This window comes from Bradyrhizobium sp. CCH5-F6 (assembly GCF_001556045.1).
Classification (GTDB): Bacteria; Pseudomonadota; Alphaproteobacteria; order Rhizobiales; family Xanthobacteraceae; genus Bradyrhizobium.
In genome coordinates this window covers 1-26,216 of record NZ_LSIC01000093.1, presented here as the reverse complement: position 1 = coordinate 26,216, position 26,216 = coordinate 1, and the positions used below count along the sequence as shown (strand labels likewise).

Genomic DNA, 26,216 nt, shown 5'->3' with positions numbered 1-26,216 from the left:
CATCCCTGCCGCGCGCGAGCCCAGCTTGAGCTGCCACAAAGCGCTGGGGATCCACGGCCATGAACGCAGTCAGTGGAATCATTTCTGCTGCGCCGGAAATCTTCCTGCTGCTATCGATTGCGCTCGGGACCGTTCTCGGCCGCCTCAAGATCCGCGGATTCTCCCTCGGCACGACGGCGTGCACGCTGATCGTCGCGGTGCTGATCGGTCAGCTCGGCACCTTCACGTTTCCCTCCGTGCTCAGGATCCTGCTGTTCAGCCTGTTCGTGTTCACCATCGGATATCGGTCCGGGCCCGAGTTCTTCGCTTCCCTGAGCCTCCGAACGCTGACGCAAGTCGCGCTCGCGCTGGTGCTCGGAGGCACCGGCCTCATCATCGTGCTCATCTTCGCCTTCGGCTTCGGGCTCGACCCTGGCACGGCATCGGGACTTGCCGCGGGCGCATTGACGCAGTCCTCGGTGATCGGCACGGCCTCGGGTGCGCTGGCCCAGCTCGGACTCCCCAAGGACGTGCTGGAGCATCAGGAGGCCAACATCGCTGCCGGCTATGCCGTGACCTATGTGCTGGGCTATATTCTCACGCTGATATACGTCCCGTTGCTCGCACCGAAAGTGATGGGGATCGACCTCAAGGTCGAAGCGAAGAAGCTCGAAGCCGAGCTTTCTGGCGGTGAGCCGCCCAAGACAGAGAACCTGCACTATCGCAAATTCCAGGCCCGCGCCTATCGCGTTGCCGCGGCCGCGGGCCGCACCGTCAAGGCGATCGAGGAGGAGATCGGCAGCCGCACCGTCATCGAGCGCATCGTGCGGCAGGGCGCCGATATCGAACCGCATCTGGATACTGTGCTCGAAGCGGGCGACGACATCGTCATTGCCGGGCGAACGGCCGCCATCGTCGCCGCTCGACCCGTCATCGGGACCGAGATCGATGCCGATGAAATTCTCAAAGCGATACCGGGCAATGTGGTCGATGTCCTGGTCGATAACCGCAAGCTTCACGGCCGTTCCCTCCAGGAGGTCGCCGATCGCCTCGGCAACGACGCGCGCGGCGTGTTTCTGCGCACGCTGACCCGGATGGGCCGCGAGGTTCCCTTGAGCCCCGACACGCGGCTCTATGTCGGCGACGTCATGACGATGGTCGGCACCACCCGCAACATCGAGCGCGCCGCCGCCCTGGTCGGACAGATCGTGCGCTCCGGCGACCGCACCGATATCGCATTCCTCGCGGCCGGGATCGCCGCAGGTCTGCTCGCGGGGCTGATCAGCTTCAAGGTCGGCAACATTGCGCTGACGCTCGGCGGCGGCGGCGGCGCGTTGATCGCGGGCCTCGTCTGCGGCTGGGTACGTTCGCGGCGCCCGACCCTCGGCGCCCTGCCGCCGGCCGCACAACAGACACTGAGCGACTTCGGCCTCGGCGGCTTTATCGCTGCGATCGGCCTCGCGAACGGCCAGGCTGCCTGGGTGGCGGTTCAGGCGCACGGCGTGATGCTGGTCGGCATGGGCCTCGTCGTCACCCTGGTTCCGCTGATCGTCGCGACCTTGTTTGCCTATCACGTGCTTCGCATGAACCCGGTCATCACCTGCGGCGCGCTCGCCGGCGCCATGACGGTCGATGCGGCCGTGACGGGATGCTGCGAAGTTGCCGAAAGTCAGACGCCGGTGCTCGGCGTCGCCGTTCCCTACGCGGTCGGCAACGTCGTCCTGACCGTGCTCGGACCGATCATCGTGGCCTGCACGTTCACCGGGTGAGGAGACACGCATGAGCGTTCGACTACTCCTGACGGCGATGCTGCTGCTGGCCTGCAGCGCTGCGCCAGCACGCGCGGACGATCAGGCCGCCTCACGCCGCATCCAGGAAGAGGTCTGGGCGCTGCCGCTGCCGCTTCCGACGTTCGCCTACGTGGTGCGACCGATCGGCGACGGCCCGTTTCCACTGGCCATCATGAACCACGGCGTCTCGCTCAATCCGACGGAGCGCAGCTTCTTTCCTTTGGTGGAATTCCGGGATGCCGCCAAATGGTTCGCCATGCGCGGCTATTTCGTCGTCGCACCGGTCGGACCCGGTTATGGCGCCGCCGCCATCGATATTCCCGAGCGCGGGCTCTACGGCCCGTTCTTCGCGAAGATCGGCAAGTGCAGCAATCCAAATTTCCGCACCCCCGGCATGGCGCTCGCGCAGGCCGACCTCTGGATCATCGACTACATGGCCACGGACAAGCGCATCGTGCCCAACGACGTCATCGTCATCGGACAATCCGCCGGCGGCTGGGCGTCCATCGCCTTGTCGAGCCTCAACCCGCCGCAAGTCAAGGCGATCATCACCTTTGCGGCCGGCCGCGGCGGCCGCGTCGACGGCAAGCCGAACAACAACTGCGCGCCGGACAAGCTGGTCGAAGCAACCGGCGAATTCGGCCGCACCTCGCGCGTACCGATGCTCTGGATCTATATCGAGAACGACACGTTCTTCGGTCCGGCACTGTCCAGGCGCATGCATGAGGCCTTCACGGCCTCCGGCGGCCGTGCCGAATATCATCTCATGCCTCCGTTCGGCAACGAGGGCCACTTCTTCATAGGATCGCCGGACGCAATCCCCATCTGGTCGCCGCTCGTCGCGAAGTTTCTCGAGGCTCAAAGACAGCCGAATTGACATATTTGGAGACACGGCCATGATCACCGCGCGTTCCTGTCTATCGGTCTCGCTGCTTTTGGCTATCGTGACGACGACAACGGTGCGCGACGCGGGCGCCCGCGAGAAGCCACCCGCCGCCAAGCCTGCCGAAGTCGCCCCCCGGGGTCAGCGCGAGGTGAAGGACATCACGTACGGAAGCTGGCGCAAGCTGTGCTTCAAGGCAGGTGGAGCTCCGACGCTGTGCCGGACATCGATTACCGGCACCTTTCCAACCGGCCAAGTGGCCGTCCGCGTGGACTTGATCGAGCCCGACGACGGCCGCAACGGGCGACTACAAGTGTTCTTACCGGTCGGCCTGTACTTGCAGCACCCTGTCAAACTCTCGGTGGATCAAGGCAATTCCTATCATGTGCCCTACACCTGGTGCCTCAGCAACACCTGCATCGCGGCTGATGTCGCCGACCCAAAGATCATCAAAGACATGGAAGCTGGAAAGGAGCTCCTGTTGGAGATGACCGATTCCAATCTGCTGTCGCTGACGACGTCGGTGCCGCTGACGCAGTTCGTCTCAACCCACAAAGGCGCTCCGGCGCAGACGTTCGAACAAGACATCGACGAGTGAACGGTGACCGGCAGGTCATCGGCTCTTTGCCGTCAGGCGTCGAGCTGCGCCAGTCCTTTGCGATCCAGAAGCACGAGCTGTCGCTGCGTCTGCCCGTCGAACCGCAGCATCTTGTCATTCCGCAACGTCGAGAGAGCGCGGGACACGGTTTCCAGGGTCAATCCGAGATAATCGGCGATGTCGCGTCGGCTCATGGGCAGGCTCATCTTGTTCGGATGGGACTGCCGTTCGTCCATTTCCAGGAGAAATGCGGCGACCTTCTCGAGCGCCGTCTTCCGGCCCAGGAGAAGCATGTGGTTCTCCGCGTGCTGGAGATTGCGCGTGACGAGGGTGAGAAGGCTTGCCCGGCCCTCCTCCTGGTTCTCGATCTTCTCGAGCAGGCCGCGCCGGCTCGTGATGCGAACCTGGGTCTCGATCACCGCTTCGGCCGTGAAGCGATGAACTGCGCCATTCTCGAGCCCGAACATGTCGCCCGGAAGATGGAACGAGTTGATCTGCCGGCGGCCATCGGTGAGCAGTTTGTAGGTCCGGATCGCGCCAGATACGATCAGATAGACGTAGTCGGCCGCCTCACCCTCGCCGAAGACTTCGGTCCCTCTGCGATAAGTGAATTCGCTGCAAGAGACCGGCTCGCCGGCCAGGACCGCCAATTGTCCGTCAACCGCAGGGCGGCTCGTGGTCCTGATCAACATTACAGAACTCCGTACAAATTGAATGGGCGTCGAATTCGGGAATTTTAGGCAATGGCGATCGAGAGCACTTGATCTGCCGCAAACTCGCAATGGGCTACCTATTTACCCGGAATGAGGGACCAACGGCCGCAATTCTCACATCGACGCGACAGTACACAACGCTGCCTGAATCGTCCCGGGGTCGAACTGAATTATCATAACATCCGCATCAACGCCCCCGAACTTCGGGATAACGATGCAATCACAAGCCGCTAGCTTGCCGTCGACCGGGCGCAATGGATGGGTTCGATCAACGCCTCAGCCGGGAACGGCTTGGTCAGATAGGCAATACATCCAGATTCGATTGCGGCCGTGCGGCTCGAATGGTTGTCGTTGCCGGTGATATAGATGACCGGCGTCGCAACGCCATCCTCTGCCAGCCTGCGGCGCAGTTCAATTCCGCAGGCACCATTCAGATTGATGTCGATGATGATGCATACGGCCTCGCCGCAGCCACCATGACCGAGCAGCGCATGCGCCGAGTCGAACAGCAGCGCAGTGAAGCCGTGCGCGCGCAGAAGCCGGTTGATGCTCGTGCGCATCGATGCGTCGTCGTCGACGACAAGAACGGGCTTGCACGAAGACAAGATCGGCGGCCCTTTGCGAGTATCGGAAAAGCGTTTGTCTGCCGGAAGATACCACATCCGGCAATGCCTGGCCTGCTATCCGCGCTCCGACTAAAGCATAACCTTGTCGGGCAACGATACTGTCCTTTTGTGCAGGTTGCCCGGCGGAGACCCGACGGCACCGCCGAACATTCAGCCCGGTTGGTTGGCTTCGGGATCGAGAAAGCCCAACCGCTCCGCAGCCGATACGAGTTCGGCCAGAGACTGCACCTGCATCTTCTCCATCACCTGATGGCGATGCGCCTTCACCGTGCGTTCCGCGGTGCCGAGCTCGTGGGCAATCTGCTTGTTGATCTTGCCGCGTACGATCAATGAAAACACCTGGTGCTCGCGCGGCGTCAGTGACTTCAGCCGAAGCTGAAGCGAACCGAGCTTTGTGCGCCGGATCTGGTCGGCCTGCTGGCGGATCAAGGCGCGATCGATCGCATCGAGCAGATCTTCCGACGAGACCGGTTTGGTCAGAAAATCCTCGGCGCCGGCCTTGATGGCACGTACGGTCGTTGCCGTGTCGGCGTAGCCTGTCACGAACACGATCGGCAGCGTGGAGCCGAGCGCTGCGAGCTGGCTCTGCAGCTGGGGACCGGAGAGGCCGGGTATCTGCACATCGAGCAGGATGCATCCGGGCCTATCGTCGCCCGGTAGCCGGTCGAGAAGGTCTTGGGCCGACGAATAGGTCGCGACCTCATGGCCAGCAAGCTTCAGCCGGCGTTCGACTGCAGTGCGGAAGGAGGCGTCATCGTCTACCACGTGAACCAAGCCGGGCATTTGACCTCTTGGAGGGGGCGGCAAACCTCAAATGTGCGACAAAAGCAACCGATAAGGAATGCGCCTGAAGCGCTTCATGTCTTGCAACGTATTCCACCCTGCCCCTTGGTACAATGACCTGAGAGACAATGGCCTATAACACAACCGCCATCGTACGCTAATCGTCCGGGAAAAAGTGAGGCGCTCCCCGGCAGTGAAATGATCCGAGCTGCTGGCAAGCCGTTAAGCGACCAGAGGAGGCGGCCCATGTTTGTGCGTATGGCAACCGACCGGTCCCCACGCCCCAATTCACTCCGCGACTTCGGCATGACCAGCGAGTCGAATCCGATCGTCAGTCTGAGCGAATTCACCTACAAGAAGGGCACAGAAGTCTACGGAGAGAAGGAACCGGCCGAGTACGTCTATCAGGTCAAGCTTGGTGCAGTGCGAAGTTACAAGCTGCTGGCAGACGGCCGGCGCCAGATCGGTGCGTTTCACCTCCCGGGCGACATTTTCGGCCTTGAGAATGGCGAAGCTCATCGCTTCACGGCGGAAGCCATTGTCGACACCACTGTCCACCTGATCAGACGCCAAAGCCTCGAATTGGTTGCCAAGAGCGATGCGATGGTCGCCAAGAACCTGTTCGGCATGACCACCGCCAATCTCCACCACGCCGAAGACCACATGCTGCTGCTGGGACGCAAAACCTCGCTGGAGCGGGTCGCCGCTTTCCTGCTCGAAATGGACAAGCGCCTGACGGCGGCGGGCGTCATCGCCCTGCCGATGTCGCGGCGCGATATCGCCGACTATCTCGGCCTGACGTTGGAGACCGTCTCGCGTGCGCTGTCGCGGCTGCATGAGTTCGGCGTCCTCGGCTTCGTCGGCAACACGCAGCGTCAGATCGTACTGCTGGATCGGTTGAAACTCGCCAGTTTCGATCTCCAGAACTGACACCGCAAGGGAAGAGCGGAAATCGTCCACCGTGCTGCACCGCAGGCCGCCGTGGAATACACCGCAACAATCGGCGAGGCCCCCTGACCGGGCTGGCCACCGTTGACGTTCTAACGCGGACCGCTTGCACCAGGAGACCTTGATGTCACGCACGATCTGGATTGCCATCGGCGCCACCTTGCTCTCCGCTGTACCAGCAGCTGCGCAGGTCGAGCTGAAGACCTACGCGAACGCAGCCGGCTATATCGACGTCCAGGCGCTGACCTGCGCCCAGCTCGCGAACACCTTCCAGGAGGACGCGGACTACCTGATGGTCTGGTACAGCGGCTGGTACAACGGGCTTGCGAAGAAGCATCTGATGCGCGTAGACCGAACCAAGGCGCTCGAGCACGAGATCATCGTTCATTGCAAGGCAAATCCCGGCAAGAAGGTCATCCAGGCGATCGACGTCGTCTTCAACGAATACCGGGCGCGTGAAGGGATCAAGCTGAGCAAGTAGCTGCCGACTGATCATGATGATTGCCAGGGCTTTCGGCAACGACCAGGATCAACAATAGCTGTTAGGATGAGGCCTCGGCGAACCCCGCGAACCGGCGGGAGCGTTCCAGCAGGAGCTGGACGACCGTGTCCGATTGATTGCGAGCCAGAGCCTGCTCCAGATGGGCAATCGCGTCCTGGAACTTCCGAGCCTCGTACAGCAACTCGCCCTTCTCGAAGTCCGGCAGCGCGCGCTGCTTCGCCTCTCGCTCCGGCAGGTCGTCGGCGTCCAGGACCTCATAGAGCACGACGGGCTGCGATTTTCCCTGGACGAGAACCCGGTCGATGCGGCGAACGGAAACGCTGATGGGATTCTGCAGGGCGAGGTACGTCTCTTCGGTGACGATCAGCGGCACGCGGTAGATCTTCGTGAGGCTCTCCACGCGCGAGGCCAGGTTCACCGCATCCGAGATCACGGTCGTATCCATCCGGTTACGGGCGCCCACCGTTCCGAGCATCAGGCTTCCGGTATGCAGGCCGATGCCAATCTTTATGGGCGGCTCGCTCCTGTCCCGTTGCGCATTCCAGGCTTCCAGCCGCCGGATCATGTCCAGCGCTCCCTGCACGGCATCATCCGCCCGCCGTGGAAACAGCGCCATGACGGCGTCGCCGACGAACTTGTCGATCACGCCGCCATGGCCCGAGATGGCGGGCTCCATCGTGCCGAGATACTGGTTCACGAAGCTGAACGTCTCCGCGGGGGTCATGCCTTCCGACATCCGCGTGAAATCACGGATGTCCGAGAACATCACCGTCATTTCGCGCTGCACCTGATCGCCCAGCACGACATCGACGATGCGCTGCTTGCCGAGTTGCTCGAGGAACTGCCGGGGTACGAATCTCGAATAGCTGTCGCGGATCCTGGCGAGTTCGAGATGAACGCTGACGCGCGCCAGCAGTTCGTCACTGGCAAAGGGCTTCGTCAGATAATCGTTTGCTCCCACGCCGAATCCCATCACCAGGTCCGAAACGCGATTCTTGGCCGTCAGGAGAATCACCGGCAGTTCCGCGGCCGAGTAGCGTTCACGAATGCGCTCGCAGACTTCGAAGCCCGACAGCTTGGGCATCATCACGTCGAGCAGAACGATGTCGCATGGTCTTTCGCCGGCCAGAAGATCGAGTGCCTCTCGCCCGTCCGCGGCCGTGATGACGTCGTACTTCGCCAGCGTCAGGAAATTGACCAGGGCCTGAACATTGACCGCCTCATCGTCCACCACGAGAACCCTCAGACCGGAAGCGGCAGGCTGCGCGGCTGTTTTCGCCGCTCTCCGGCTCGGTTCAACGTCCGGAATGAGCCGGCTGACGGGTTCGTCCGACCGGCTTTCGGGTGTGAGCATCTCTCGCGTGGTCGGGCTCAGTGGGAGCGAAACAGTAAAGCGCGACCCGACACCGACCTCCGACGTGACGCTGATGCCGCCGCCATGGAGTTCGGCGAGCTGCCTGCTGATCGCCAGCCCAAGTCCGGTGCCGCCCTGTTCGCGGACGATGGATCCATCGCCCTGCGAGAACGATTCGAATATCGTTTCGAGCCGGTCGGCGCCGATGCCGATCCCGGTATCGCTGACCGTCACGTCGAGCCACTCGTTCTGCCGACTCGCCGAGACTTCGACGACACCGGCCTGCGTGAACTTGACCGCATTTCCGATCAGGTTGAACAGGATCTGCTGCACGCGGTCTTCATCGACTTCGACCAGGGGTACCTGAGCATCGATCCGGTTGAACAGACGCAGCGCGCGCTTACCCACGAGTGTGCGCGAGATCGCCAGGACGAGTTCGGTGAGAGCATGAAGATCGGTAGGCCTGCGGTGCAGTTCGACCGTTTCGTGGCGCAGCTTGGAGAAATCCAGGATGTCATTGACGAGACTGGCGAGTCGCCGGCCGCTTGCAACGACCATACCCAGATTGCGCTTCTGCTCTTCGCTCAGCGGACCAGTTGCCCCGTCCAGCATGGATTGGCCGATTCCGATGATGCCATTGAGGGGCGTGCGCAGCTCGTGTGACGTGTTGGCAAGGAAATCATCCTTCATTGCGTCTGCCCTGAGCAGGGCCTGTTCCGCATTTTTTCTAACCGTGATGTCCCGGATGATGCCGGTGAAGCGAAGCTGGTCGCCGAAACGCACCTCGCTGACGGCGAGTTCGGCCGGAAAGGTCGAACCGTCCCGCCGCAACGCCTCGACTTCCCGGCCGATGCCCACCACGCGTGCTTCGCCGGTTCTGATATAACGTTCGATGTAGCCATCGTGAGCCTTCGCGTGATCTGCGGGCATCAGCATGGACACATTTCGCCCGACAAGCTCGACCGGGTCGTAGCCGAACAGGCGACCGGCAGACGGATTGGCGCTTTCGATGATGCCATGTTCGTCGATCGTCAGAATGCCGTCCACCGCGGTGTTGAGAACGGCTTCGATGCGCGCCTGGCTCTCACGCAGGGCCGCCTCGGCCTGCTTTCGTGCACTGATGTCCCGTATGACGCCGGTGAAATGCCGCCCGCCCTCTCCGGACACCTCGCTAACGGCCAGCTCAATCGGGAAGATGGAGCCGTCACGCCGCGCAGCCTCGAGCTCGCGCCCGATCCCGACAACGCGCGCCTCCCCGGTCCGCAAGTAGCGCGCGATATATTCATCGTGATGCCGGCCGTGGTTGGATGGCATGAGAATCGAGACGTTGCGGCCGACCAGTTCGGCTGCGGACTCGAAGCCGAAAAGCTTGAGCACGGCCGGGTTCACACTCTCTATGATCCCGCACTCGTCTATCGTGATGATACCGTCGACCGCAGTGTCGAGGATTGCCTGAAGGCGGCTTCGGTTCTCGTCAGGTTCGCGCATTGTCCGGACCTAGGCTTCGGCGCATCGACGACCGGCGCGGTTCTGAAGGCCGAATGCGTCCCCGGCAAGCGACGTGAGTTGATCTGGCCTCGACCATCGAGCAGCAGCCTGCATGTCGTACCGGTCAATGCCGTCATCCGATCTCATAGCGCCGACCCATCATCGCCCGCCTCGATCACCGCGAGATGCTCCAGCGTCTTGCGCAATACCTCGAACAGCACGGCGGTCGACCAGCCGAACAGCAGGATGCCGTTCATCGCGGTCATCGGACCCAGCAGCCGGCGCGCCTGGACCGGCGTGATGTCGCCATAGCCGAGCGTGGTGTAGTTGACGAAGGCGAAATAGACCAGGTCGCTTCCCTCAGGCGCCACACCGGCCATGAGGTAAGCGGCAGACCAGACGACGCATTCCAAAGTGTGCGCCACCATCAGAACGGCCGCCGTCGCGGCCATCACGGCCATCAGGTGCAGTCTCGGTCTAACCGTGTACCGCAATCCCGCAGAACGAACGACGCCAATAGTCCCGACTGTGAACAGCGCGTGGATCATGATGTTCATGAGGCTGACGATGGTGCCGAGCAGGAATTGAAGCGCCATTGGCCTCCTCATCGCACACCAGGACCGCGGGGCGCTCCCTTCCCGGATGGCAATCTGCTCAGATCTTCGGTGTCATGGCGCCCGTCATCGCCTTCATTGCAGTCTCACCCATGTTCCTGGCCTGATCGGTCAGCGCCCGCATCTGGTCCTGGAAGAACTCGGACTGCATCTTGAGGGCATCCTGCATGTCCTTGGCCCTGGTCAGCTTGTCTCCGAGATCGAACGTCGCGGTCACATTACGTTGCATGAAATCGCAGAACTGCTTGGCCTGGTCGGCGATCGGCAGCGGTGACGACGTCAGCCCCTTTTCGAGCAGGGCGAAATATTCGTCGCTGCCCTTTCGGAGCCGGCCGAGGGTCTCGTTCAGCATCGTCCGTACATTCTCAGCCGAGGGATTGATGTCTGCCATTGTCCTACTCCTTGTGTGACGAACGGATTGATTTCATCTATTTCGGAAGACCCCCGAACCAGGCGCCGAAATAGCCGGCATAGAGCGCCGGCAGCTCCAGATTCATGGAATGACCCATCCGGGGTACCGTCACGAGCCGGCAGTCCGGCATCGCCGCCGCCATGATCTCGAGGTCCGCCAGCGGTATCCATCTGTCCTGCTCGCCCCAGAGCACGAGATGCGGATGCTGGATTTCCGTCATGCGGCGCTCCAGCTCGCGGCTTTCCCGTTCCCGGCTGAGGTTGACCGGCGTACCGATCCAGATGCCCTCCGAGACGCCGAAGGTCTGTTCAATGATGCGATCGAACAGCGCCGGGATCTCGCCGAGACCTTCGCGGAATCGCGGGATTGCGTTCGGCGCAAGGCTCTCCGGCACGAACAGCGAAGACGCCGCGGTGGCCATCACCGTCCGCGTCAGCTCCTTGCTCGCCATCATCGCCCGGAAAAGGCCGACCTGGTCGGCATTGAAAGACATGCCGAGCGGCGTGACAGGGTCGAGCGCGAAGACCCGCCCGAACCGCTGCGGCTGCATCAGCAGCATCCGTGCGGCGATGATGCCGCCGGTCGAGTGGGTCGCAAGATGGCAAAACCCGATGCCCAGCGCATCCAGTGCCGCCAGCATGTCATGCGCATGCTGCTGCATCGAGTAGTTGGCATGGTCGGCCGCAGATTTCGGCCGATCGCTGTCGCCGCAGCCACGCCAGTCAATTCCGATCACGCGCAGTCCGCTCGGAAACATCGGGGCAGCGAGCTCGATCCAGTCCTTGCTGGCGAGATTGCCGTGGATGAAGACGACGGTGACATCGCCTTGTCCCCACTCCCGCCAGCCTAGCCGAACCTCGCCCGCTTCAACCGTTGACATGGTCGTGCCTACTTGTTCAGGCCGGCCGTCGGTGCGGCGCCGGGTGGAGTCGGGGCCACCGGCAAGGCCGAGACCACCGAACCCTTGATCATCCGATCCGTACCGAGCGGCGACGACGTGTCGACCGTTCCCTTGATCACGAAGTCCACCACGTCGACCGGGAATTCCACCGGATTGTCGGTGTGGATGAAGTGACCGGTCTCCGGATAGATCTTGAGGATCGGCCGGTTGCCCGCACCGGTCATGCGCGACATGAACGGCGTGATGACGTCGCGTCCGAGGTCCGTCAACCCGTTGAACGCCGGCGTGGGGATGAACGGCTCCTTGTCGCCGAATGAGAGGAAGATCGGCGCCTTGATCTGCGTTACCCGCTGGTAGAGGTTCTTCGGGTCATCCTGCTGCAGCTCGGAACCGATCGAATAGATGTCGTAGATGAAGACGTTGGTCCATTGCTCGAGCTCCTTCGGGTTACCCTTGATGAGCCCGACGCGCTGCTCGGTGTGGAAACGGGCATATTCGCTGTCGCTGTAGAAATAGCCGCTCTTCGCCGCCGACACGGCGTTGGTCTCCGGATCACGCTTCTTGAAATAGAAGAAGTCGCGGACGCTCTGTTCCGAACGTCCGATCTCCGCCGCGAGGATGCCGGTCGGACCCCAGGTCTCCTTCCACTTGTCGAAATCATGATCGAAGACCTGATCGAACAGGCGCGCCTTCTTGTCCTTTTCGATGGTGATGTCGCGCGGATACTCTTCGAGGCCCGAAGGAGCTTCGAGCGCAAGGCCCTGGACGGCGTCCGGCCACGTGAGGGCATAGCCCACGACGACCTGGCCGCCGAGCGAATGGCCGAGGTAATAGGCCTTCTTGACGCCGAGCTGATTGACCACGAGGTCGTACACGGCCTCGCGCATGTCCTGCATCGTCCGCGCCGGACTCTTGTCGAGATTGCCGGGACCGGACATGCCGTAGTGCGGCAGGTCCGGCACGATCACGCGCAGGCCGCTACGGAGCGCATATTGCATGACGTTGCCGTAATGCCCGCCGAACGCGCCCTTGCCATGAATGATGACGAGCACCTTTGGATCCTTCTCGGTGCCGGCGTACTCGTCCATGTAGCCTATCTGCCAGGACGTGCCCCGCTTGTCTTTCGTGGTCGCGTATTTGACCGGGTAGGGATAGGTCACGGCATCCTTCCAGAACGACTTGGCCGGATCGATCTTTCCCGCCACGCCCGGAACGCGATAGTTTTTGTCGACGTATTTCTGCGCGCGGTCGAGGCTCGCCACGTCGTCCATGAAGGCGACGAACTTCGGATCGTGCTTGCGGTGGTTGATGATCGAGAACACGCCGTAATGGGCGACCGGGCTCTCCTCGGAGATGAGCTGGGCACCCGGCACACGATCGACGGCGCGCTCGGCAAGCTTGAAGTTCAGCCAGCCATCATTGGTGATGTGCATTACCATCGTGCGCGCTTGAATGCGGCCGAGATAGGGATTGACGTTGTGAATCTCACCCACCCTGTTGCGCCAGACGAGATCGACCGCGTCGTAGAGCTTGGCGCGCGTCATCACGCTGCTGGCGGCCTTCTCGTTCGGCGGATTCCAGTAGAACACTTCCGGCTGCACGGCCGCGAAGCTCTGCGTCGTGCGGAAAGCGAAGTCGTAGCCGGTCAGGCCGAGCACCGACCAGCCGAAGGCTATGCCGGGAATCGGGTGCTTTTCCTTCGGCAGCTTGTAATAATCGCCCTTCGTCTGCTGCCACACCGGATCGGCCTCGATCGCGGCGGTCATGAGCTGGAAAGTCCAGTTGCCGACGGGGTCCTCTGAATCCGACTGGGTGGTGCCACCGATCGGCATCAAGCCGCCCATGAACTCCGGATGCATGACGCCCCAGACATAAGTCTGCGTGCCGCCCATCGAGACGCCGGTGACCAAGGCAGCGCGGGCGATCTTCAGGCCGTCGCGCAGCATGCGATAGTTCGCCTGGACCATGTCGTAGTAGCTGTATTGCGGAAACTTGATGCCGAGACCATCGGACGGCTTGCTCGCACCCCAGGTACCGAGCGGATCGACCATGACGACATAGTAGCGATTGGTGTCGATCGGACGGCCCGGCCCGATGATCGGCACGCCACCCGACAAGGCAGCACCCTTGACCCACTGCTCGTACATGTCCGTCGAGTCGCCGGAATAGTATGAATTGATGATCACGGCATTGGTGATCTCCCCGGCGGCATTGCGCCGCGGCGTGCCGACGGCGATGTAGGCCGAATGCAGCTTGCCGGCCCCGAGCGACTCCAGCGTCACGCCGCCCTCGCCACCATTCTCCCATTTGGACGGATCGGACAGATCGTACTTGCCGCCGAGTCGAAAGTTCGGAATCTCGACCGTCTTCTTCAGCTCATCATGCTGCATTTGCGACGATCGGCGGCTGTAGGGCTGCGCGACCGCCAGCGTGGTCCCCACCAGCAGCAACACCAGACTGACACAGCAGTGCCGAACGAAATTTTTCCCGGTCATGGCGGCTTCCTCCTGGCAACTTTGTCAGAAGGCTAGGTAGGCGATCGCGGCCGACCCTTGATCTAACTCAATGGATCGCCGCTTTGGTGGACGAGCATTGGGGTTGCCATCCATCTGGTCCGGACACTCGCATGCCCTTTCTCAGCCACGGCTCGTATCGCATCCGTTACGAGCTTGATGGGCCGGCGAACGCTCCTGCCTATGTGCTGGTCAACGGGCTTACGCAATATTCCGAGCTCTGGGCCGCCTATCGCGACGCCCTCGTGGCGCGACAATTCCGCGTCGCCACGTTCGACCTGCTCGGCCAGGGACAGTCCGACAAACCGATGCTCTTCATCAGCCAGGACGATCAGGTGGCGGCGCTTCATCTCCTGATCGAAGAGCTCGGCGACGGACCCATCTTTCTCGCCGGTATCAGCTTCGGCGGCCTGATCGCCCTGCGCTATGCAATCGAGCATGGCGGGCGGTTGACCGGGCTGGTGCCGATGAGCTGCTTTGCGGAGCTGCCGCCGCAGCTGTTCCTGCTTGGCAATGCGCTGCGGACTGCGTTGATCCTGGGCGGCACCAGCTACCTTCAGGATCTGCTGCTGCCGATGAACGTCTCCGATCAATGGCTAGGACCAGTATTGGACCAACTCGACAGCGTGAAGCGGCAGGGCTGGCTGGTCAACGACGTCTACGCGCTGCAAAACCTGATGGAGTCCTTCCTCGACTTCCGGTCGCTGACGTCGCAACTGTCGTCGATCGCCCTGCCGACCATGATCCTGAACGGCGAGTTCGACTTCCTGACGCCCCGCTCAGTGCATGAGACCCTGCGCGCCGAGATTCCGAACAGCGCGCTCGTGATCATCCAACGCGCCTATCACGCCTTCACGCTGGAGAAGCCGGCGCTGACCGCGGACCTGCTCGCCCGCTTCGCAGAGGATGTGTTGGCCGGCCGCTGGCAGGGCAACAAGACTGTCTGGATCGCGCCGGAGCAAGCCGGCGGCGAGCTCATTCCATTTCCCGCCGGCTACGATCATCTGCGTGCCATTCCCGTGCAGGGACCCGCCACATGAGCGAATTCTTTGGACCGCTCGACCCGCAAGGCCGTGTGCCGCCGCAACAGCAGACTCGCGTCGCCGCGTTCTTGACTTCCGCCCATGGCGCGCTGGCCCGGCAGTTCGCGATTGCGTTGCCCGCAAAGCTCGTATCCGCCTGGCAGACCGAATTGAACGCGCAGGTCTACCATGAGGCGGAGATCGTCTCCCTGCTGCTTCGGGCCACGTCCTGGGTCCCGGATGTTGCGCTGGGCTACCTGTCGATGACCTGGGAGATGGCGTGGCTTCCTCAGCCAATCGAAGGCATTCCGGATCAGCCGCTGGCGCTGGCAGCCGGCCTGGCGACACTCGCGCATGCCGTTCATGCCGGCATAAGGCCGGCAGCTTTGCTCCCCAGGGAAGCCGATGCCAACGATCCCTTTGTCATGGCCTTGCGCCGCATCGAACTGGAGAGCGGCCGGTTGCTACAGGCTCAGATCCTCTTCCTGAAAGGGCCCGAACTGGTGCCCCATCGCGACGCGGTCAGCGCGGCGCTCGAACATCGCCACACCGAGATTCGCGGGCTGTGGACCAATGCGCTCGAAGGTGTCGGCATCTCAGTCCACGAATCATGAGAAGCCTTGACGCAGATCAATGGACCGTGACGAACGCAAAGCGAGCATTCTCTGTCGCTTCCTTGATCTCTGCCGACTGGAGTTAGGACCATGAAGGCCGTTTCCATCGAAGAAGCCGTCGCGTTGATTCCGGCAGGCGCAAGCATCATGGTCGGCGGCTTCATGGGGGTCGGCACGCCGTGGCGTCTGCTCGACGAGCTCGTCCGGCAACGAAAGGCGGGACTCTCCATCATCAGCAACGACGCTGCGTTGCCCGGCAAGGGTGTCGGGAAGTTGTTCGATGCGGAACTCGTCTCGCGTCTCACGGCGACCCACATCGGCCTCAATCCGAAGGCGCAGCAACAGATGCTGGCCAGGCAGATCGCAGTCGATCTGATTCCACAAGGCACCTTCGTCGAGCGCATTCGCGCAGGCGGGTGCGGTCTCGGCGGCGTCCTCACGCCGACCGGCGTTGGTACGCTGGTCGCGGAAGGCAAGCGCCAGATCGAGGTCGACGGAAAGCCGTTCCTGCTCGAAACCGCATTGCGCGCGCAATTCGCACTCGTGCACGCTTTTCTCGCCGATTACCTCGGCAATCTCTCCTATGCGTTGACCGCGCGCAACTTCAATCCGGTCATGGCGATGGCGGCGGACACCGTGATCGTGACGGCGGAACACATCGTGCCCGTTGGCGTCATCGCGCCCGACCACGTCGTGACGCCGGCGCCGCTGGTCGACTATCTCATCACCAACCCAAACGGGTGAAGCCATGGACGCACAGGAGATCATCGCCCGACGCGTCGCCAGGGAGCTGAGAAGCGGCGACCTCGTCAATCTCGGCATCGGCATTCCAACGCTCGTTGCCAATTACGTCCCGGCCGGGCTGAACGTTTTCTTCCAGTCGGAGAACGGATTGATCGGCACGGGCCCGATTCCCGAGCAAGGGTTGGAGCACCCTCTCCTGACCGACGCCGGCGGCCGCCCGATCAGCGCGCTGCCGGGGGCCAGCACCTTCGACAGCGCGATGTCGTTCGGACTGATCCGCGGCGGCCACGTCGACGTCACCGTGCTCGGCGGGCTCCAGGTCGATGCCCACGGTCTTCTCGCCAACTGGATGATCCCCGGCAAGATGGTTCCCGGCATGGGCGGCGCAATGGATCTCGTCAGCGGCGCCAGGCGCGTCATCGTCGCCATGCAGCACGCTGCGAAGGGCAAATCCAAGATCGTCGCCAAATGCACGCTGCCGTTGACGTCGGTCCGGCCGGTGCAGCTGGTCGTGACCGACATGGCGGTGATCGGCTTTCACGACGGCAAGGCCACATTGCTGGAGATTGCTCCCGGGAGCAGCGTGGCCGAGGTCATGGCGGTGACGGACGCCGAGCTCGTCATTCCCGACAACGTTCCTGAAATGAAGATCTGAGCGGGCAACGATCATGCGCATATTCAGCAGTTTCGACGAGATCAAGTCCGCGGTCGGCACCGAGATCGGCGTCAGCGACTGGATCGAGGTGACGCAGGATCGCATCAACCAGTTCGCAAAGGCGACTTGCGACGAGCAGTGGATCCACGTCGATCAGGAGCGCGCCAGGAGGGAAGCACCAGGCGGCACCACCATCGCGCACGGCCTGCTGTCCTTGTCGCTTGCGCCCCTCTTCATTCGTTCGGTGATGGGCCTGAAGGGCCTCCGCAACACCCTGAACTACGGCGCGGATCGAATTCGATACCTGGCCCCCGTGCCCGCCGGATCGAGGTTACGCGGGCGGATCACGGTCGCCGAAGCCGAGGACGTGCCGCCGGACGGCCTGCGCGTCAACTATCATCTCGTCATCGAGATCGAGGGCGGCAAGAAGCCGGCCTGCGTCGCCGAGCTGATCGCCCTGCATTATCGCTAGCGTGCAGCCGACAGAAGGCCGCGACGATACGGGGGTCGGCGTCAGTAGATTCGCGGATATCGCTTGTATCCCCCACGGGGGAGAGCCTGAGCGAAGTACGGGTTCATCACGCACATGGCGGCTCGGCCGAATGCCGAAGCCTGACACTGCCGCAGCGATACGTAGCTGCAGTCGATCCATTCACCTCCGCCAAAAGACCCGTCGTAGACTTTCATACATACTGCATAGCGAGGATCGTAGGTTTGCGCCTGCGCCGGCACGAGATTGATCGCAAGCAACAACAAGCTCAACCCAAGCGCACGCACCCGAACCTCCTGAATCGTTCAGTCGATGATGTGATAGCCACCGTCGACATAGAGAACTCCGCCGGTGATCAGCTTGGCGCCGTCGAGCGCCAGGAACGCCGTGGCATTGCCGACATCCTCGATGCTGACGAGGCTGCGGGTCGGCGCGGTCGACTGCGCCTTGTCCATGAGATCATCGAACTCGGGAATGCCCGACGCCGCGCGCGTGGCGAGCGGGCCTGGTGAGATCGCGTGAACACGGATGCCTTTCGGCCCCAGCTCGGCCGCAATGTAGCGAACCGCCGCTTCAAGTGCGGCCTTGGCCACCCCCATCACGTTGTAGTTCTTCACGACCATCTGGCTGCCGTAATAGGTCATGGTGAACATCGTGCCGCCGTTCTTCATCAGCGGCTCGGCGAGATGCGCCATCCGCATGAACGACCAGCAGGAGACGTCCATCGTCTTCAGGAAGCCGTCGCGCCCGACATCGACCACGCGGCCGTGCAGCGCCTCCTTGGGCGAGAATGCGATCGAGTGCAGCAGGAAATCGAGTTGGCCCCATTCCTTCGCGATCCGCTCGAACACCTGTTCGGTCTGACCTTCCACCATGACGTCCAATGGCATGAAGATCGGCGCTTCCAGCGCCTGTGCCAGCGGTTCGACATGCTTCCTGGCGCGGTCATTGAGGTAGGTGACGGCGAGTTCCGCCCCGAGGGCGCGAAATGCACTTGCGCAGCCCCAGGCGATCGATTGGTCGTTCGCGATGCCGACGATGAGGCCCTTCTTGCCCTTCAAGGCAACCTTGGTATCCGGGAACACGGGAATCATGACGCCCTCTCTTGTCTGGGATTGGTCGATGGCTGTTTCATCAGCAGCGACAGCGTGTGTTGCGCGATCATCAGCTCCTCGTCGGTCGGTACGACATAGACGGGGATGAGACTCCCGGAACGCGATATCAGCCGCGAATGGCGAGAGTTGCTGGCCTCGTCGAGGCTGGCACCCAGCCATCCGAGCTGCTCGACGACACGCGCACGAATCGTCGCGGAGTTCTCACCAATGCCGGCGGTGAAGACGAAGGCATCCAGGCCCTGCAATGCAGCCGCGAGCATGCCGGCGTTGAGGCCGATCCGATACACGAAATGATCGATCGCCAGCTTCGCCCTGGCATCGTCGCTGGCCTCGAGCTCGCGCATGTCGTTGCTGACGCCCGAGAGTCCCTTCAGTCCGCAATCGCGATAAAGGAAGTTCTGGACGTTCGAGGCCGACATGCCCTTTTCGGAGATGAGATAGAGCACGACACCGGGATCGAGTTGCCCGGGGCGCGTTCCCATCGGAAGACCGTCCAGCGCCGTGAAGCCCATGGTGCTTTCGACGCTTCGCCCTGCCTTGAGGGCGCACATCGAGGCGCCGCTACCGAGATGAGCGACGATGACCCGCCCGTTCGCGATATCGGGCGCGGCCTGCGGCAAAGTCTTCGCGATATACTCGTACGACAGCCCGTGAAAGCCGTAGCGCCGCACGCCCTCGGCATGGAGCCGATGCGGGATCGCGTAGTGGTCGGCGACCGCGCTGTGCGTCCGGTGAAAGGCGGTATCGAAGCAGGCCACCTGCGGCAGGGCCGGGAAGCCGGCAAGGATCGACCGGATCGGCGCCAGATTGTGCGGTTGATGCAGCGGTGCAAGGCTGACGAACCGCTCCAGCCGGGCTACAACGCCGTGATCAATCAAGACCGGCCGATCATAATCCGGACCGCCATGCACGACGCGGTGCCCGACCGCGATCGGGTGGATACGAAGCTCGTCACGCAGCCAGCTTCCCGCGATCTCCATCGCAGCCGGAACGTCCGCGACCGCCTCGATCGGATAGGCGCGCTCGGCCAGCGGATCGCCACTCGCGCCGCTCGCTCGCAATCGCGGGCGGCTGCCAATGCCGTCCATCTGACCCTTGAGTTGCCGCCGCAGCCTACCCTCGCCCTCGACCGAGAAAACCTGGAACTTGACGCTCGAGGAGCCTGCGTTGACGACGAGGATCGTGTCCATGGCGGTCACGCGGCAACTGTCGGCGCATGTTGGCGCCGGGCGTTGGCGTAGAGGGACGCCACCGCGCAGGACGCCATGCGCGCACGCGGCGTGTCCGCCCGGGACGTCAGCACGACCGGCACCCGGGCGCCGAGCACGATGCCGGCACCATCGGCCTTGGCAAAGTACGCGAGGTTCTTTGCCAGCATGTTGCCGGCCTCGAGGTCGGGAACGACGAGGATCTGTGCCCGCCCGGCCACCTCCGACTTGATGCCCTTGATCCGAGCCGCCTCGGGATCGATGGCGTTGTCGAAGGCCAGCGGCCCGTCGAGCACGCCGCCGCTGATCTGGCCGCGGTCGGCCATCTTGCACAAGGCGGCCGCCTCGATCGTGGACGGGATCTTGGAGGTCACGGTTTCGACGGCCGACAGGATCGCCACGCGCGGCGATTTGCCGAAACCGGCCTGATTGTAGAAATCAATGGCGTTCTGGATGATATCCCGCTTGGCATCGAGATCGGGAAAGATGTTGATGGCAGCGTCGGTGACGAACAGGGTTTCGGCATAGGCCGGAACATCCATCACGAAGACGTGGCTGATACGGCGGTCGGTGCGCAGGCCGCCCGCTTTGGCCGTCACGGCGCGCATGAGCTCGTCGGTATGCAGGCTGCCTTTCATCAGCATCTCGCCCCTGGCGGCATGGATCAGCTCGACGCTCCTGGACGCGGCCTCCTCGCTATGCGCGGCATCGACGATCTCGAAGCCGGAGATATCGAGATCGTGCCTGCCCGCCGTCTCCCTGATCTTTCTTTCGGGTCCGACCAGGATCGGCCGGATGATGCCGGCTTGGGCGCTATCGACGGCTCCGCGCAGCGAGGTCTCGTCGCAGGGATGCACCACCACGGTCGGCACCGGCGGCACCGCCTTCGCTGCCGCAATCAAGCGATCGTATTTGCTGGGAGACTGCGCTGGCCTCGTATCGGCTGACATGATCTCGCTCCCCATCCTTCCATGGACGCCTAGGACGCTTTCGCCTTCGGGTCGAAAGGGGCAATGTTCGACGTCCCCTCTCCCGCGTCGATACCGAACAGCGCGGCAATGCGCTGCAGGCGGCTTGCACGCTCGCCGGTGATTTCGCCGCTGGCGGAAAGAACCTGGCGCATCATCGTGAATGCCGTGAGCCGTTGCGCGACATCTTCCGGGAGCATCTTCGGGATTGCGGCCAGGGCGCCTTGCTGGTCGAGCAACAGCATGAAGAACTGCTCGCGCACCAGCATCTTGAACTCGGGCAGCGTCATACGCGAGCCGCCGGCGTCACGGCGAATCTGACGCAACGCCTCGATGCTCCGCTCGTCGACCATTCCGCGTGCCGAGCCGATATAGAGCAGGCTGCGGATGGCGGCTTCACGGAGACCGCCCTCGCCAATCCTGGACTTCAGTTCGGCGATCCGCTTTTCGAGCATCGCCCGGTGCTCAGCCGACATCTCGCGCTTGCGCGCAGGCTCCCAGTTCGGATCGATCCCGACCGCCGCCTGAAGTGCGGGCGAGCCATAGACATTGAGGAAGATCGTCTCGCTCAGGGCTTCCTGTGCGTCGCGCCAGCTATCCAGCGCATGAACGATCTGCTTGGACATCTGCTCCTGGAAGGCCAGGAACGGGTTGTCCTTTGCCACAGGCTTGCGTTTCTCCTCGATCTCCTCGGCCGCCGTCTTCACGGCGCCCATCCAGGGATTCTGGCTGTTGAGGACCTCGTACTGGAGCCGCAGCGGATGCAGGTTGCGCATGGTCTCCGCCATCTGCGGCGTGACCATTTTCTTGATCCAGGGCTGGACGAACTTCTGGTACGCCGCGAGATTCATCTCGGAGACGCGTTTTGCCGCCGCGAAGCGCCGCTCGTCCTCGGGCGAATTGCCGCCCATGGCGCGGATATCGTCGAGCGTTCGCGCCTCGCAGCGCATGACCCACCGCCCTACGACGAGATCGGAACTCGTGGTCTCCTCGCCCTTGGCTTCGAACGTCGCTTCGTAAAGTCCAGGCGGCAGAATATCGATCAGGTCGATGTTGCTGGAGAATTCCGCATGCTCCTTTTTCGCAACGCCGCCGGAGACGAAGATGCCGAGATGTCCGACGCTTTCGTGAACGGTGTAGACGATGGTCTGCCCATACGCCCTGATCTCATCGACGTCGGCATAGCAATCGAGGATCCAGTCCAGCGCCTGCTGCGGCGGCGTGACGTTGTCGCCCTTGGAGCAGAACACCACGATCGGCGACCTGATGTTGCGCAGATCGACCTTCTGCCCATCCGACATCTCGATCCTGCCGGCCGCGAGGTTGTTGCCGATGAAGAGCTCATCGACGATGAACTGGATCTCCTCGGCGTTCAGGTTGACGTGCCCGCCCCACCAGCGCTCGAAGTCCAGATAGCGGTCGGCCTCGGTATCGACCTTGGAGTAGACATTGTATTGCTTGGTCCAGAGCGTATTCGAGGGGTTCTGGTTCTCGAAGTTCTGCACCAGCCAGGCGCCATCGAACTTGCCGGCGCCGAGATCGCTGGTCAGTGCGGTGAGCCAGCTTCCTCCCAACAGGCCGCCGGAATAGCGCATCGGATATTTGCCGTGCACGCCGGCCCAGTAGGCGAGCGGCGCGCCGGCGATGATCAATGGCCCGAATAGCTCAGGCCGCAGCGACGCCAGGATCATGACGGCCCATCCGGCCTGGCAATTGCCGATCACGCAGGGCTTGCCGTCGGCTTTTGGATGGAGGCTGATGACTTTCTCGATGAAGAGCGCCTCGGCGCGCGCGATGCGTTCGATGGTCTGCCCCGGCATCGGCTCGGGCAGGAATCCGACGAAGTAGCAGGGATGCCCTGCCTTCATGGCAACGCCGATCTCGCTGTCCGCCTTGAAGCCACCGATTCCCGGACCGTGTCCCGCGCGTGGATCGACCACGACGAAGGGCCGCCGTTCGAGATCGATCTCGACCCCCTTGGGTGGAATGATGCGGACCAGCACGTAGTTGACGGGCTCATCGAGCTTGCGCCCGTCGATGATCAGTTCAGCGGCATATTGCAGAACATGCGGCGCCGTTTGCGCGACGTGCTCGCGATACTGGTCGCCGCGCTGGCGCATGATGTCCAGAAACAGGACGCTCCGCTGTCCTGCATCGACCATGTATTCGACGGCCGACGCCACCATCCCGGACAGGGGACCACCCGGCAGGTTCAAGTTTTCCATCGTCATGTCCCGATCTCGCTGTCGTATTGCATTCAGAAGGCGCCTCCGCGACGCGCCGCCGTTGATTTAAGTCAACGTTCGACGACGGCCGGCAGTGGGGCGGCGTCCGTCTTGATCCAGGCGACCGTGAGCTCCCAGGCGACCGACAGGATGATGGGGCCGATGAAGAGACCGACGATTCCGTGCCCAAGCGTCCCGCCGATCACGCCGATCAGGATGACGAGCGTCGGCGTGGTCAAGCCGCGCCCCATCAACAGCGGCTTCAGGACGTTGTCGAGAATGCTGACGATTCCGAGAAAGATCGTCATCAGCAGTGCGGTGGTGACGTCTTTGTCGGTCCAGATCCAGACGATCACGGGAATCATGATGATCGCTGCGCCGATCTGCACGATCGAGAGCAGCAGAACCAGAAGCGCCAGCAGGCCGGCGATCGGGATGCCCACCAGCTTGAAGCCGACACCGGCCAGCAGCGCCTGGATCACCGCGATGCCGATCACGCCCTGGGATACCGCCCGGATGGTCGCTCCGGCCAGATCCAGGAAATGCTCGCTCTGCTCGGGCACGATCCGCGCGAGCAAGGCTCGGCCCGCCGCCACGAGCTGCGGCCCATAGGGAAGGATGACGCCGGCGATGGCAATCGACAGCAGGAACTTGATCGCCCCCACGCCCGCATCCCCCGCAAGGCCGAGGAGCGTTCCGGCGAAGGGCTTCAAATGCGGCGCGATCTGCTGCAGGGCCGCGCGAAGATTGGTAGAGGCCTGCTCCCACAGCTCGTAGAGCTGCGCTCCGATCAGCGGCCAGGTCTTGAGGGCCTGCGGCGGCATTGGAAGCGCCAGCTCGCCCGCGGCCAGTTCGGCGGCAAAATCCTTGATGCCATCCACCGCACCCACGCCGAGCCACGTTGCAGGTCCAATGAAGATGGCGAGGTTGACTACGGTGAGAATGACGGCCGCGAGCTTGGGGCGGCCGCCGAGAACCCTCCCGAGCAGGACGAAGGCAGGATTGAGCGCAACCGCAAGCACGAGCGCCCAGACCAGAATAGTCGCGAACGGGCGAACCAGGTAGAAGGTCCAGAAGATCAGCAGAGCGAGCAGACCAAGACGGATCGACAGCTGGATCGCGTCTTCGCCGGTGAGGCGTTGGAGGAGCGTCCTCATGATCGTCCCTCTCCGCCGCCTCGTTGGCGACGGCAAGCGAGCGACGCCGGCGTGAGGCCGGTGCAGGCCGCTGTGGCGACGCCTGGCGCCCGCAACTCCACGCGCGTCAATCCTGCGGAGCCGCTGCTCATGATGCCACCCGCCCCTGTCCCCCGCGTCTGATCGGGTCGCTCTCGTCCTGGCGATGGGACAGGCCGAGGCCCTGCCGATCCTCGATGCGGGCCGCGGCGCGATCCTCCGGATCGAAGCCGGACCGTTCGATTCCGGAATCCAGATGACGGAGATAAGCGTGGACCGCTCGTGCCCGCTCGCTGTCGACGCATGCGGCGAGCTCGACGAGGGCCGATCGCAGGCGACGCATCACCTGGATGGACGTCGATCCGAACTGCCGGATCTCGTCGAATGCGAGTGCGAGGTAGTCCTCCCATGTCGGCATCCGATAGACGACGCGCGGAATGCCATCCCGGTCGGTGGCGCGACAGGCCTCCAGGTCGCATCTGGCCAGCCGCCGCAGGAGGTCTTCGATCTGGTCGATGGCCTGGACGGCCGTCGTCGGATCGTTGATGGCCGGAGACAGGGCCTTGATGGCGATGTCGACCAGCAGACGCATGGCATATTTCGGATCCTGCTCGAACGTCCGCTGGTCGCCGAGATGGATGAAGGCGCGCAGCTGGCTCTCGAAGCCGGCGCTGGCCGCACCGCGAGCGCGCAGGATGACGGTGCCTTCAATCAGGGTATCGCCAACGGCGCACTCCAGCACGATGAGGCCATCCATGCGGCGGCCAAGCTCGACCAGCTTCTCGAGATCGATCGACGTCACCGATTGCGGGCTTCCGACGTGCCTGATGGTGAGCGCCGGTGCCTCGGCGTGCCGTGGGGCGGGAGTTGCGCTTGCTGCGGTCGACCACTGCACTTTTTGATATGTGCTCGCGATGACCTCTCGTCCCGAATCGCCCAGCGACTGCAACACGCGCGTAATCTGAAGGTTGTTCAGGCGCTGGACCAGCTGTGCGAGCATCAGCACGCTCGCCGTCAGCATGGCTCCGACAATCACCGCTGACAACAGGGGGACGCCCTGGGTACCCTGGCGATCCACCCAGGCCAGCGTCGCAAGGCTGTACATGAAGGTCGCGACGAACATGCCCAGCGAGTGGAACAGCAGCCGGTCGCGCGCGAACCAGACCACGAGCCGCGGCGAATAGACGACGGCGTTGAACTGTACCAGCACGAAGGCGATCGAGAACACGATGCCGGTCAGCGCCATCATGCCGGAGGCAACGGCCGAGAGATACGCCTGGGCAGAGGACGTCGACAGATCGAGACCGGAGGCCAGGAACCGGGACTCCAGCCGCGGCACCACCAAGCCTGCCGCGATGCTCGCAGCCGCGTAGAACGTGGGTATCAGCCACAGCTGCATTCCGCTTCGTCTCCATGGCTCGGCGTCGCGCGGGAGGCTCATCGCCTCTGTCGGCCTCGCCCAGCATCGGCGCGGATGCCGCCTGTTCGTTGATCTCGATCAATGGTCGGTGTGCGGGGGCAGCGGATCGATGATGCCCTGCCTCACGGCACGGAAATCATCATGAAGCTTGGCATATGCGGGAAACCTGCCTTGGCGGGCGCGGTCGTCGGCTTTGCAGCGTGCGGCTCGCTCGACTTGGCTCGGGCTGGTGGCAGCAACGCAAGCCGCCGATCTGCGATCTTGGCTGGCCTTCCGATCGCATCCGCCGGGTGGACTCCGTTCCGGCCGGCGAACCAGCGGTTGCCCTCGCTCTTGCGGACAGCGGCCACGGCTTCGCGCTCTCGCGGCGCAATCCGCCCGAGCTTTGCTTCGTCGCTCACCCTCTCGAGCCAAGAGAGCGCAGGGAAGACCGGGTGCTGACCTCGCACCCGCGGTCCGCTGCGCAAAATGCACAC

General features: G+C 63.0%; 25 protein-coding genes. 10 read left to right on the top strand and 15 right to left on the bottom strand.

Annotated features, from left to right (window positions below; all coding sequences use genetic code 11):
- Nucleotides 1–59: 59 nt before the first annotated feature.
- The 3 genes from AX729_RS16370 to AX729_RS16360 are packed head-to-tail and all read left to right on the top strand — an operon-like array spanning nucleotide 60 to nucleotide 3,250.
- On the top strand, nucleotides 60–1,748 hold the full coding sequence (locus tag AX729_RS16370) for an aspartate:alanine exchanger family transporter (protein WP_061024793.1): 1,689 nt from the start codon (nucleotides 60–62) through the stop codon (nucleotides 1,746–1,748).
- Between the two features lie 10 nt (nucleotides 1,749–1,758).
- The gene (locus AX729_RS16365) at nucleotides 1,759–2,646 is read left to right on the top strand and encodes an alpha/beta hydrolase family protein (protein ID WP_061024791.1); all 888 of its coding nucleotides are present in this window, start codon (nucleotides 1,759–1,761) and stop codon (nucleotides 2,644–2,646) included.
- Between the two features lie 19 nt (nucleotides 2,647–2,665).
- Complete coding sequence (locus AX729_RS16360; protein ID WP_061024790.1) at nucleotides 2,666–3,250, top strand: invasion associated locus B family protein; 585 nt, start codon at nucleotides 2,666–2,668, stop codon at nucleotides 3,248–3,250.
- 32 nt (nucleotides 3,251–3,282) lie between these two features.
- On the opposite strand, the gene AX729_RS16355 is transcribed toward AX729_RS16360, so the two are convergent.
- The 3 genes from AX729_RS16355 to AX729_RS16345 form a co-directional block, all read right to left on the bottom strand.
- Nucleotides 3,283–3,942, bottom strand: a complete 660-nt coding sequence (locus AX729_RS16355) for a helix-turn-helix domain-containing protein (protein WP_061024788.1) — start codon at nucleotides 3,940–3,942, stop codon at nucleotides 3,283–3,285.
- Nucleotides 3,943–4,193: 251 nt separating this feature from the next.
- Nucleotides 4,194–4,625, bottom strand: coding sequence for a response regulator transcription factor (locus AX729_RS16350; RefSeq protein WP_082770449.1), 432 nt, complete (start codon nucleotides 4,623–4,625; stop codon nucleotides 4,194–4,196).
- A 114-nt stretch (nucleotides 4,626–4,739) separates the two neighbouring features.
- Nucleotides 4,740–5,372, bottom strand: a complete 633-nt coding sequence (locus AX729_RS16345) for a response regulator transcription factor (protein ID WP_061024786.1) — start codon at nucleotides 5,370–5,372, stop codon at nucleotides 4,740–4,742.
- A gap of 246 nt (nucleotides 5,373–5,618) precedes the next feature.
- On the opposite strand from AX729_RS16345, the gene AX729_RS16340 reads away from it, so the two are divergent.
- Together AX729_RS16340 and AX729_RS16335 are read left to right on the top strand one after the other, a co-directional pair.
- Complete coding sequence (locus tag AX729_RS16340; protein WP_061024784.1) at nucleotides 5,619–6,302, top strand: helix-turn-helix domain-containing protein; 684 nt, start codon at nucleotides 5,619–5,621, stop codon at nucleotides 6,300–6,302.
- 142 nt (nucleotides 6,303–6,444) lie between these two features.
- The gene (locus tag AX729_RS16335) at nucleotides 6,445–6,801 is read left to right on the top strand and encodes an HdeA/HdeB family chaperone (protein WP_061024782.1); all 357 of its coding nucleotides are present in this window, start codon (nucleotides 6,445–6,447) and stop codon (nucleotides 6,799–6,801) included.
- 61 nt (nucleotides 6,802–6,862) lie between these two features.
- Here the strand turns inward: AX729_RS16335 and AX729_RS16330 are convergent, their stop codons facing one another.
- The 5 genes from AX729_RS16330 to AX729_RS16310 all read right to left on the bottom strand — a co-directional run bounded on the left by AX729_RS16330 (nucleotide 6,863) and on the right by AX729_RS16310 (nucleotide 14,086).
- Complete coding sequence (locus tag AX729_RS16330) at nucleotides 6,863–9,664, bottom strand: PAS domain S-box protein (RefSeq protein ID WP_061024780.1); 2,802 nt, start codon at nucleotides 9,662–9,664, stop codon at nucleotides 6,863–6,865.
- A gap of 143 nt (nucleotides 9,665–9,807) precedes the next feature.
- Entirely contained in the window at nucleotides 9,808–10,260 is a 453-nt protein-coding gene (locus AX729_RS16325; protein ID WP_061024778.1) for a potassium channel family protein, read from the bottom strand.
- A gap of 58 nt (nucleotides 10,261–10,318) precedes the next feature.
- Nucleotides 10,319–10,669 carry a phasin gene (locus tag AX729_RS16320; protein ID WP_061024776.1) on the bottom strand — a complete coding sequence of 117 codons (351 nt, stop codon included), beginning with the start codon at nucleotides 10,667–10,669 and terminating at the stop codon, nucleotides 10,319–10,321.
- Between the two features lie 37 nt (nucleotides 10,670–10,706).
- Entirely contained in the window at nucleotides 10,707–11,570 is an 864-nt protein-coding gene (locus AX729_RS16315; protein WP_061024774.1) for an alpha/beta fold hydrolase, read from the bottom strand.
- An 8-nt stretch (nucleotides 11,571–11,578) separates the two neighbouring features.
- The gene (locus AX729_RS16310; RefSeq protein ID WP_061024771.1) at nucleotides 11,579–14,086 is read right to left on the bottom strand and encodes an alpha/beta hydrolase; all 2,508 of its coding nucleotides are present in this window, start codon (nucleotides 14,084–14,086) and stop codon (nucleotides 11,579–11,581) included.
- A 131-nt stretch (nucleotides 14,087–14,217) separates the two neighbouring features.
- Between AX729_RS16310 and AX729_RS16305 the strand changes: the two genes are divergently transcribed.
- The 5 genes from AX729_RS16305 (at nucleotide 14,218) to AX729_RS16285 (ending at nucleotide 17,611) form a co-directional block, all read left to right on the top strand.
- Nucleotides 14,218–15,144 (top strand): alpha/beta fold hydrolase, encoded by a 927-nt coding sequence (locus AX729_RS16305; protein WP_061024769.1) that lies wholly within the window; start codon nucleotides 14,218–14,220, stop codon nucleotides 15,142–15,144.
- Nucleotides 15,141–15,740, top strand: a complete 600-nt coding sequence (locus AX729_RS16300; protein WP_061024766.1) for a hypothetical protein — start codon at nucleotides 15,141–15,143, stop codon at nucleotides 15,738–15,740. The genes AX729_RS16305 and AX729_RS16300 overlap by 4 nt, the downstream gene beginning before the upstream one ends.
- Nucleotides 15,741–15,830: 90 nt before the next feature.
- Nucleotides 15,831–16,484 (top strand): CoA transferase subunit A, encoded by a 654-nt coding sequence (locus tag AX729_RS16295; protein ID WP_061024764.1) that lies wholly within the window; start codon nucleotides 15,831–15,833, stop codon nucleotides 16,482–16,484.
- 4 nt (nucleotides 16,485–16,488) lie between these two features.
- Nucleotides 16,489–17,139, top strand: coding sequence for a 3-oxoacid CoA-transferase subunit B (locus tag AX729_RS16290; protein ID WP_061024762.1), 651 nt, complete (start codon nucleotides 16,489–16,491; stop codon nucleotides 17,137–17,139).
- Nucleotides 17,140–17,152: 13 nt separating this feature from the next.
- Nucleotides 17,153–17,611: a MaoC family dehydratase gene (locus tag AX729_RS16285; RefSeq protein WP_061024760.1), complete on the top strand. Its 459-nt coding sequence runs from the start codon at nucleotides 17,153–17,155 to the stop codon at nucleotides 17,609–17,611.
- A gap of 41 nt (nucleotides 17,612–17,652) precedes the next feature.
- Here AX729_RS16285 and AX729_RS38680 read toward each other — a convergent pair whose 3' ends face one another.
- From AX729_RS38680 to AX729_RS16255, 7 genes are all read right to left on the bottom strand, one after another.
- Nucleotides 17,653–17,916 (bottom strand): DUF3551 domain-containing protein, encoded by a 264-nt coding sequence (locus AX729_RS38680; protein WP_082770448.1) that lies wholly within the window; start codon nucleotides 17,914–17,916, stop codon nucleotides 17,653–17,655.
- Nucleotides 17,917–17,934: 18 nt separating this feature from the next.
- The gene (gene fabI, locus AX729_RS16280; protein ID WP_061024758.1) at nucleotides 17,935–18,723 is read right to left on the bottom strand and encodes an enoyl-ACP reductase FabI; all 789 of its coding nucleotides are present in this window, start codon (nucleotides 18,721–18,723) and stop codon (nucleotides 17,935–17,937) included.
- Complete coding sequence (locus AX729_RS16275) at nucleotides 18,720–19,934, bottom strand: acetate/propionate family kinase (protein WP_061024757.1); 1,215 nt, start codon at nucleotides 19,932–19,934, stop codon at nucleotides 18,720–18,722. The genes fabI and AX729_RS16275 overlap by 4 nt, the downstream gene beginning before the upstream one ends.
- A gap of 5 nt (nucleotides 19,935–19,939) precedes the next feature.
- Complete coding sequence (locus AX729_RS16270; protein WP_061024829.1) at nucleotides 19,940–20,902, bottom strand: phosphate acetyltransferase; 963 nt, start codon at nucleotides 20,900–20,902, stop codon at nucleotides 19,940–19,942.
- A 29-nt stretch (nucleotides 20,903–20,931) separates the two neighbouring features.
- Nucleotides 20,932–23,151 carry a DUF3141 domain-containing protein gene (locus AX729_RS16265; RefSeq protein ID WP_061024755.1) on the bottom strand — a complete coding sequence of 740 codons (2,220 nt, stop codon included), beginning with the start codon at nucleotides 23,149–23,151 and terminating at the stop codon, nucleotides 20,932–20,934.
- 65 nt (nucleotides 23,152–23,216) lie between these two features.
- Nucleotides 23,217–24,302, bottom strand: a complete 1,086-nt coding sequence (locus tag AX729_RS16260; protein WP_061024753.1) for an AI-2E family transporter — start codon at nucleotides 24,300–24,302, stop codon at nucleotides 23,217–23,219.
- Between the two features lie 127 nt (nucleotides 24,303–24,429).
- The gene (locus AX729_RS16255) at nucleotides 24,430–25,719 is read right to left on the bottom strand and encodes a DUF2254 domain-containing protein (protein WP_061024751.1); all 1,290 of its coding nucleotides are present in this window, start codon (nucleotides 25,717–25,719) and stop codon (nucleotides 24,430–24,432) included.
- Between the last annotated feature and the right edge of the window lie 497 nt (nucleotides 25,720–26,216).

What these genes read in the sequence shown, in the direction of transcription:
- AX729_RS16275 (WP_061024757.1), bottom strand. Translation starts at nt 19,934, where the DNA reads ATGGACACGATCCTCGTCGTCAACGCAGGCTCCTCGAGCGTCAAGTTC.
- fabI (WP_061024758.1), bottom strand. Translation starts at nt 18,723, where the DNA reads ATGATTCCCGTGTTCCCGGATACCAAGGTTGCCTTGAAGGGCAAGAAG.
- AX729_RS16325 (WP_061024778.1), bottom strand. Translation starts at nt 10,260, where the DNA reads ATGGCGCTTCAATTCCTGCTCGGCACCATCGTCAGCCTCATGAACATC.
- AX729_RS16290 (WP_061024762.1), top strand. Translation starts at nt 16,489, where the DNA reads ATGGACGCACAGGAGATCATCGCCCGACGCGTCGCCAGGGAGCTGAGA.
- AX729_RS16355 (WP_061024788.1), bottom strand. Translation starts at nt 3,942, where the DNA reads ATGTTGATCAGGACCACGAGCCGCCCTGCGGTTGACGGACAATTGGCG.
- AX729_RS16255 (WP_061024751.1), bottom strand. Translation starts at nt 25,719, where the DNA reads ATGCAGCTGTGGCTGATACCCACGTTCTACGCGGCTGCGAGCATCGCG.
- AX729_RS16285 (WP_061024760.1), top strand. Translation starts at nt 17,153, where the DNA reads ATGCGCATATTCAGCAGTTTCGACGAGATCAAGTCCGCGGTCGGCACC.
- AX729_RS16330 (WP_061024780.1), bottom strand. Translation starts at nt 9,664, where the DNA reads ATGCGCGAACCTGACGAGAACCGAAGCCGCCTTCAGGCAATCCTCGAC.
- AX729_RS16310 (WP_061024771.1), bottom strand. Translation starts at nt 14,086, where the DNA reads ATGACCGGGAAAAATTTCGTTCGGCACTGCTGTGTCAGTCTGGTGTTG.
- AX729_RS16320 (WP_061024776.1), bottom strand. Translation starts at nt 10,669, where the DNA reads ATGGCAGACATCAATCCCTCGGCTGAGAATGTACGGACGATGCTGAAC.
- AX729_RS16265 (WP_061024755.1), bottom strand. Translation starts at nt 23,151, where the DNA reads ATGACGATGGAAAACTTGAACCTGCCGGGTGGTCCCCTGTCCGGGATG.
- AX729_RS16335 (WP_061024782.1), top strand. Translation starts at nt 6,445, where the DNA reads ATGTCACGCACGATCTGGATTGCCATCGGCGCCACCTTGCTCTCCGCT.
- AX729_RS16360 (WP_061024790.1), top strand. Translation starts at nt 2,666, where the DNA reads ATGATCACCGCGCGTTCCTGTCTATCGGTCTCGCTGCTTTTGGCTATC.
- AX729_RS16315 (WP_061024774.1), bottom strand. Translation starts at nt 11,570, where the DNA reads ATGTCAACGGTTGAAGCGGGCGAGGTTCGGCTAGGCTGGCGGGAGTGG.
- AX729_RS16270 (WP_061024829.1), bottom strand. Translation starts at nt 20,902, where the DNA reads ATGTCAGCCGATACGAGGCCAGCGCAGTCTCCCAGCAAATACGATCGC.
- AX729_RS16305 (WP_061024769.1), top strand. Translation starts at nt 14,218, where the DNA reads ATGCCCTTTCTCAGCCACGGCTCGTATCGCATCCGTTACGAGCTTGAT.
- AX729_RS16370 (WP_061024793.1), top strand. Translation starts at nt 60, where the DNA reads ATGAACGCAGTCAGTGGAATCATTTCTGCTGCGCCGGAAATCTTCCTG.
- AX729_RS16260 (WP_061024753.1), bottom strand. Translation starts at nt 24,302, where the DNA reads ATGAGGACGCTCCTCCAACGCCTCACCGGCGAAGACGCGATCCAGCTG.
- AX729_RS16340 (WP_061024784.1), top strand. Translation starts at nt 5,619, where the DNA reads ATGTTTGTGCGTATGGCAACCGACCGGTCCCCACGCCCCAATTCACTC.
- AX729_RS16300 (WP_061024766.1), top strand. Translation starts at nt 15,141, where the DNA reads ATGAGCGAATTCTTTGGACCGCTCGACCCGCAAGGCCGTGTGCCGCCG.
- AX729_RS16295 (WP_061024764.1), top strand. Translation starts at nt 15,831, where the DNA reads ATGAAGGCCGTTTCCATCGAAGAAGCCGTCGCGTTGATTCCGGCAGGC.
- AX729_RS16345 (WP_061024786.1), bottom strand. Translation starts at nt 5,372, where the DNA reads ATGCCCGGCTTGGTTCACGTGGTAGACGATGACGCCTCCTTCCGCACT.
- AX729_RS16350 (WP_082770449.1), bottom strand. Translation starts at nt 4,625, where the DNA reads ATGTGGTATCTTCCGGCAGACAAACGCTTTTCCGATACTCGCAAAGGG.
- AX729_RS16365 (WP_061024791.1), top strand. Translation starts at nt 1,759, where the DNA reads ATGAGCGTTCGACTACTCCTGACGGCGATGCTGCTGCTGGCCTGCAGC.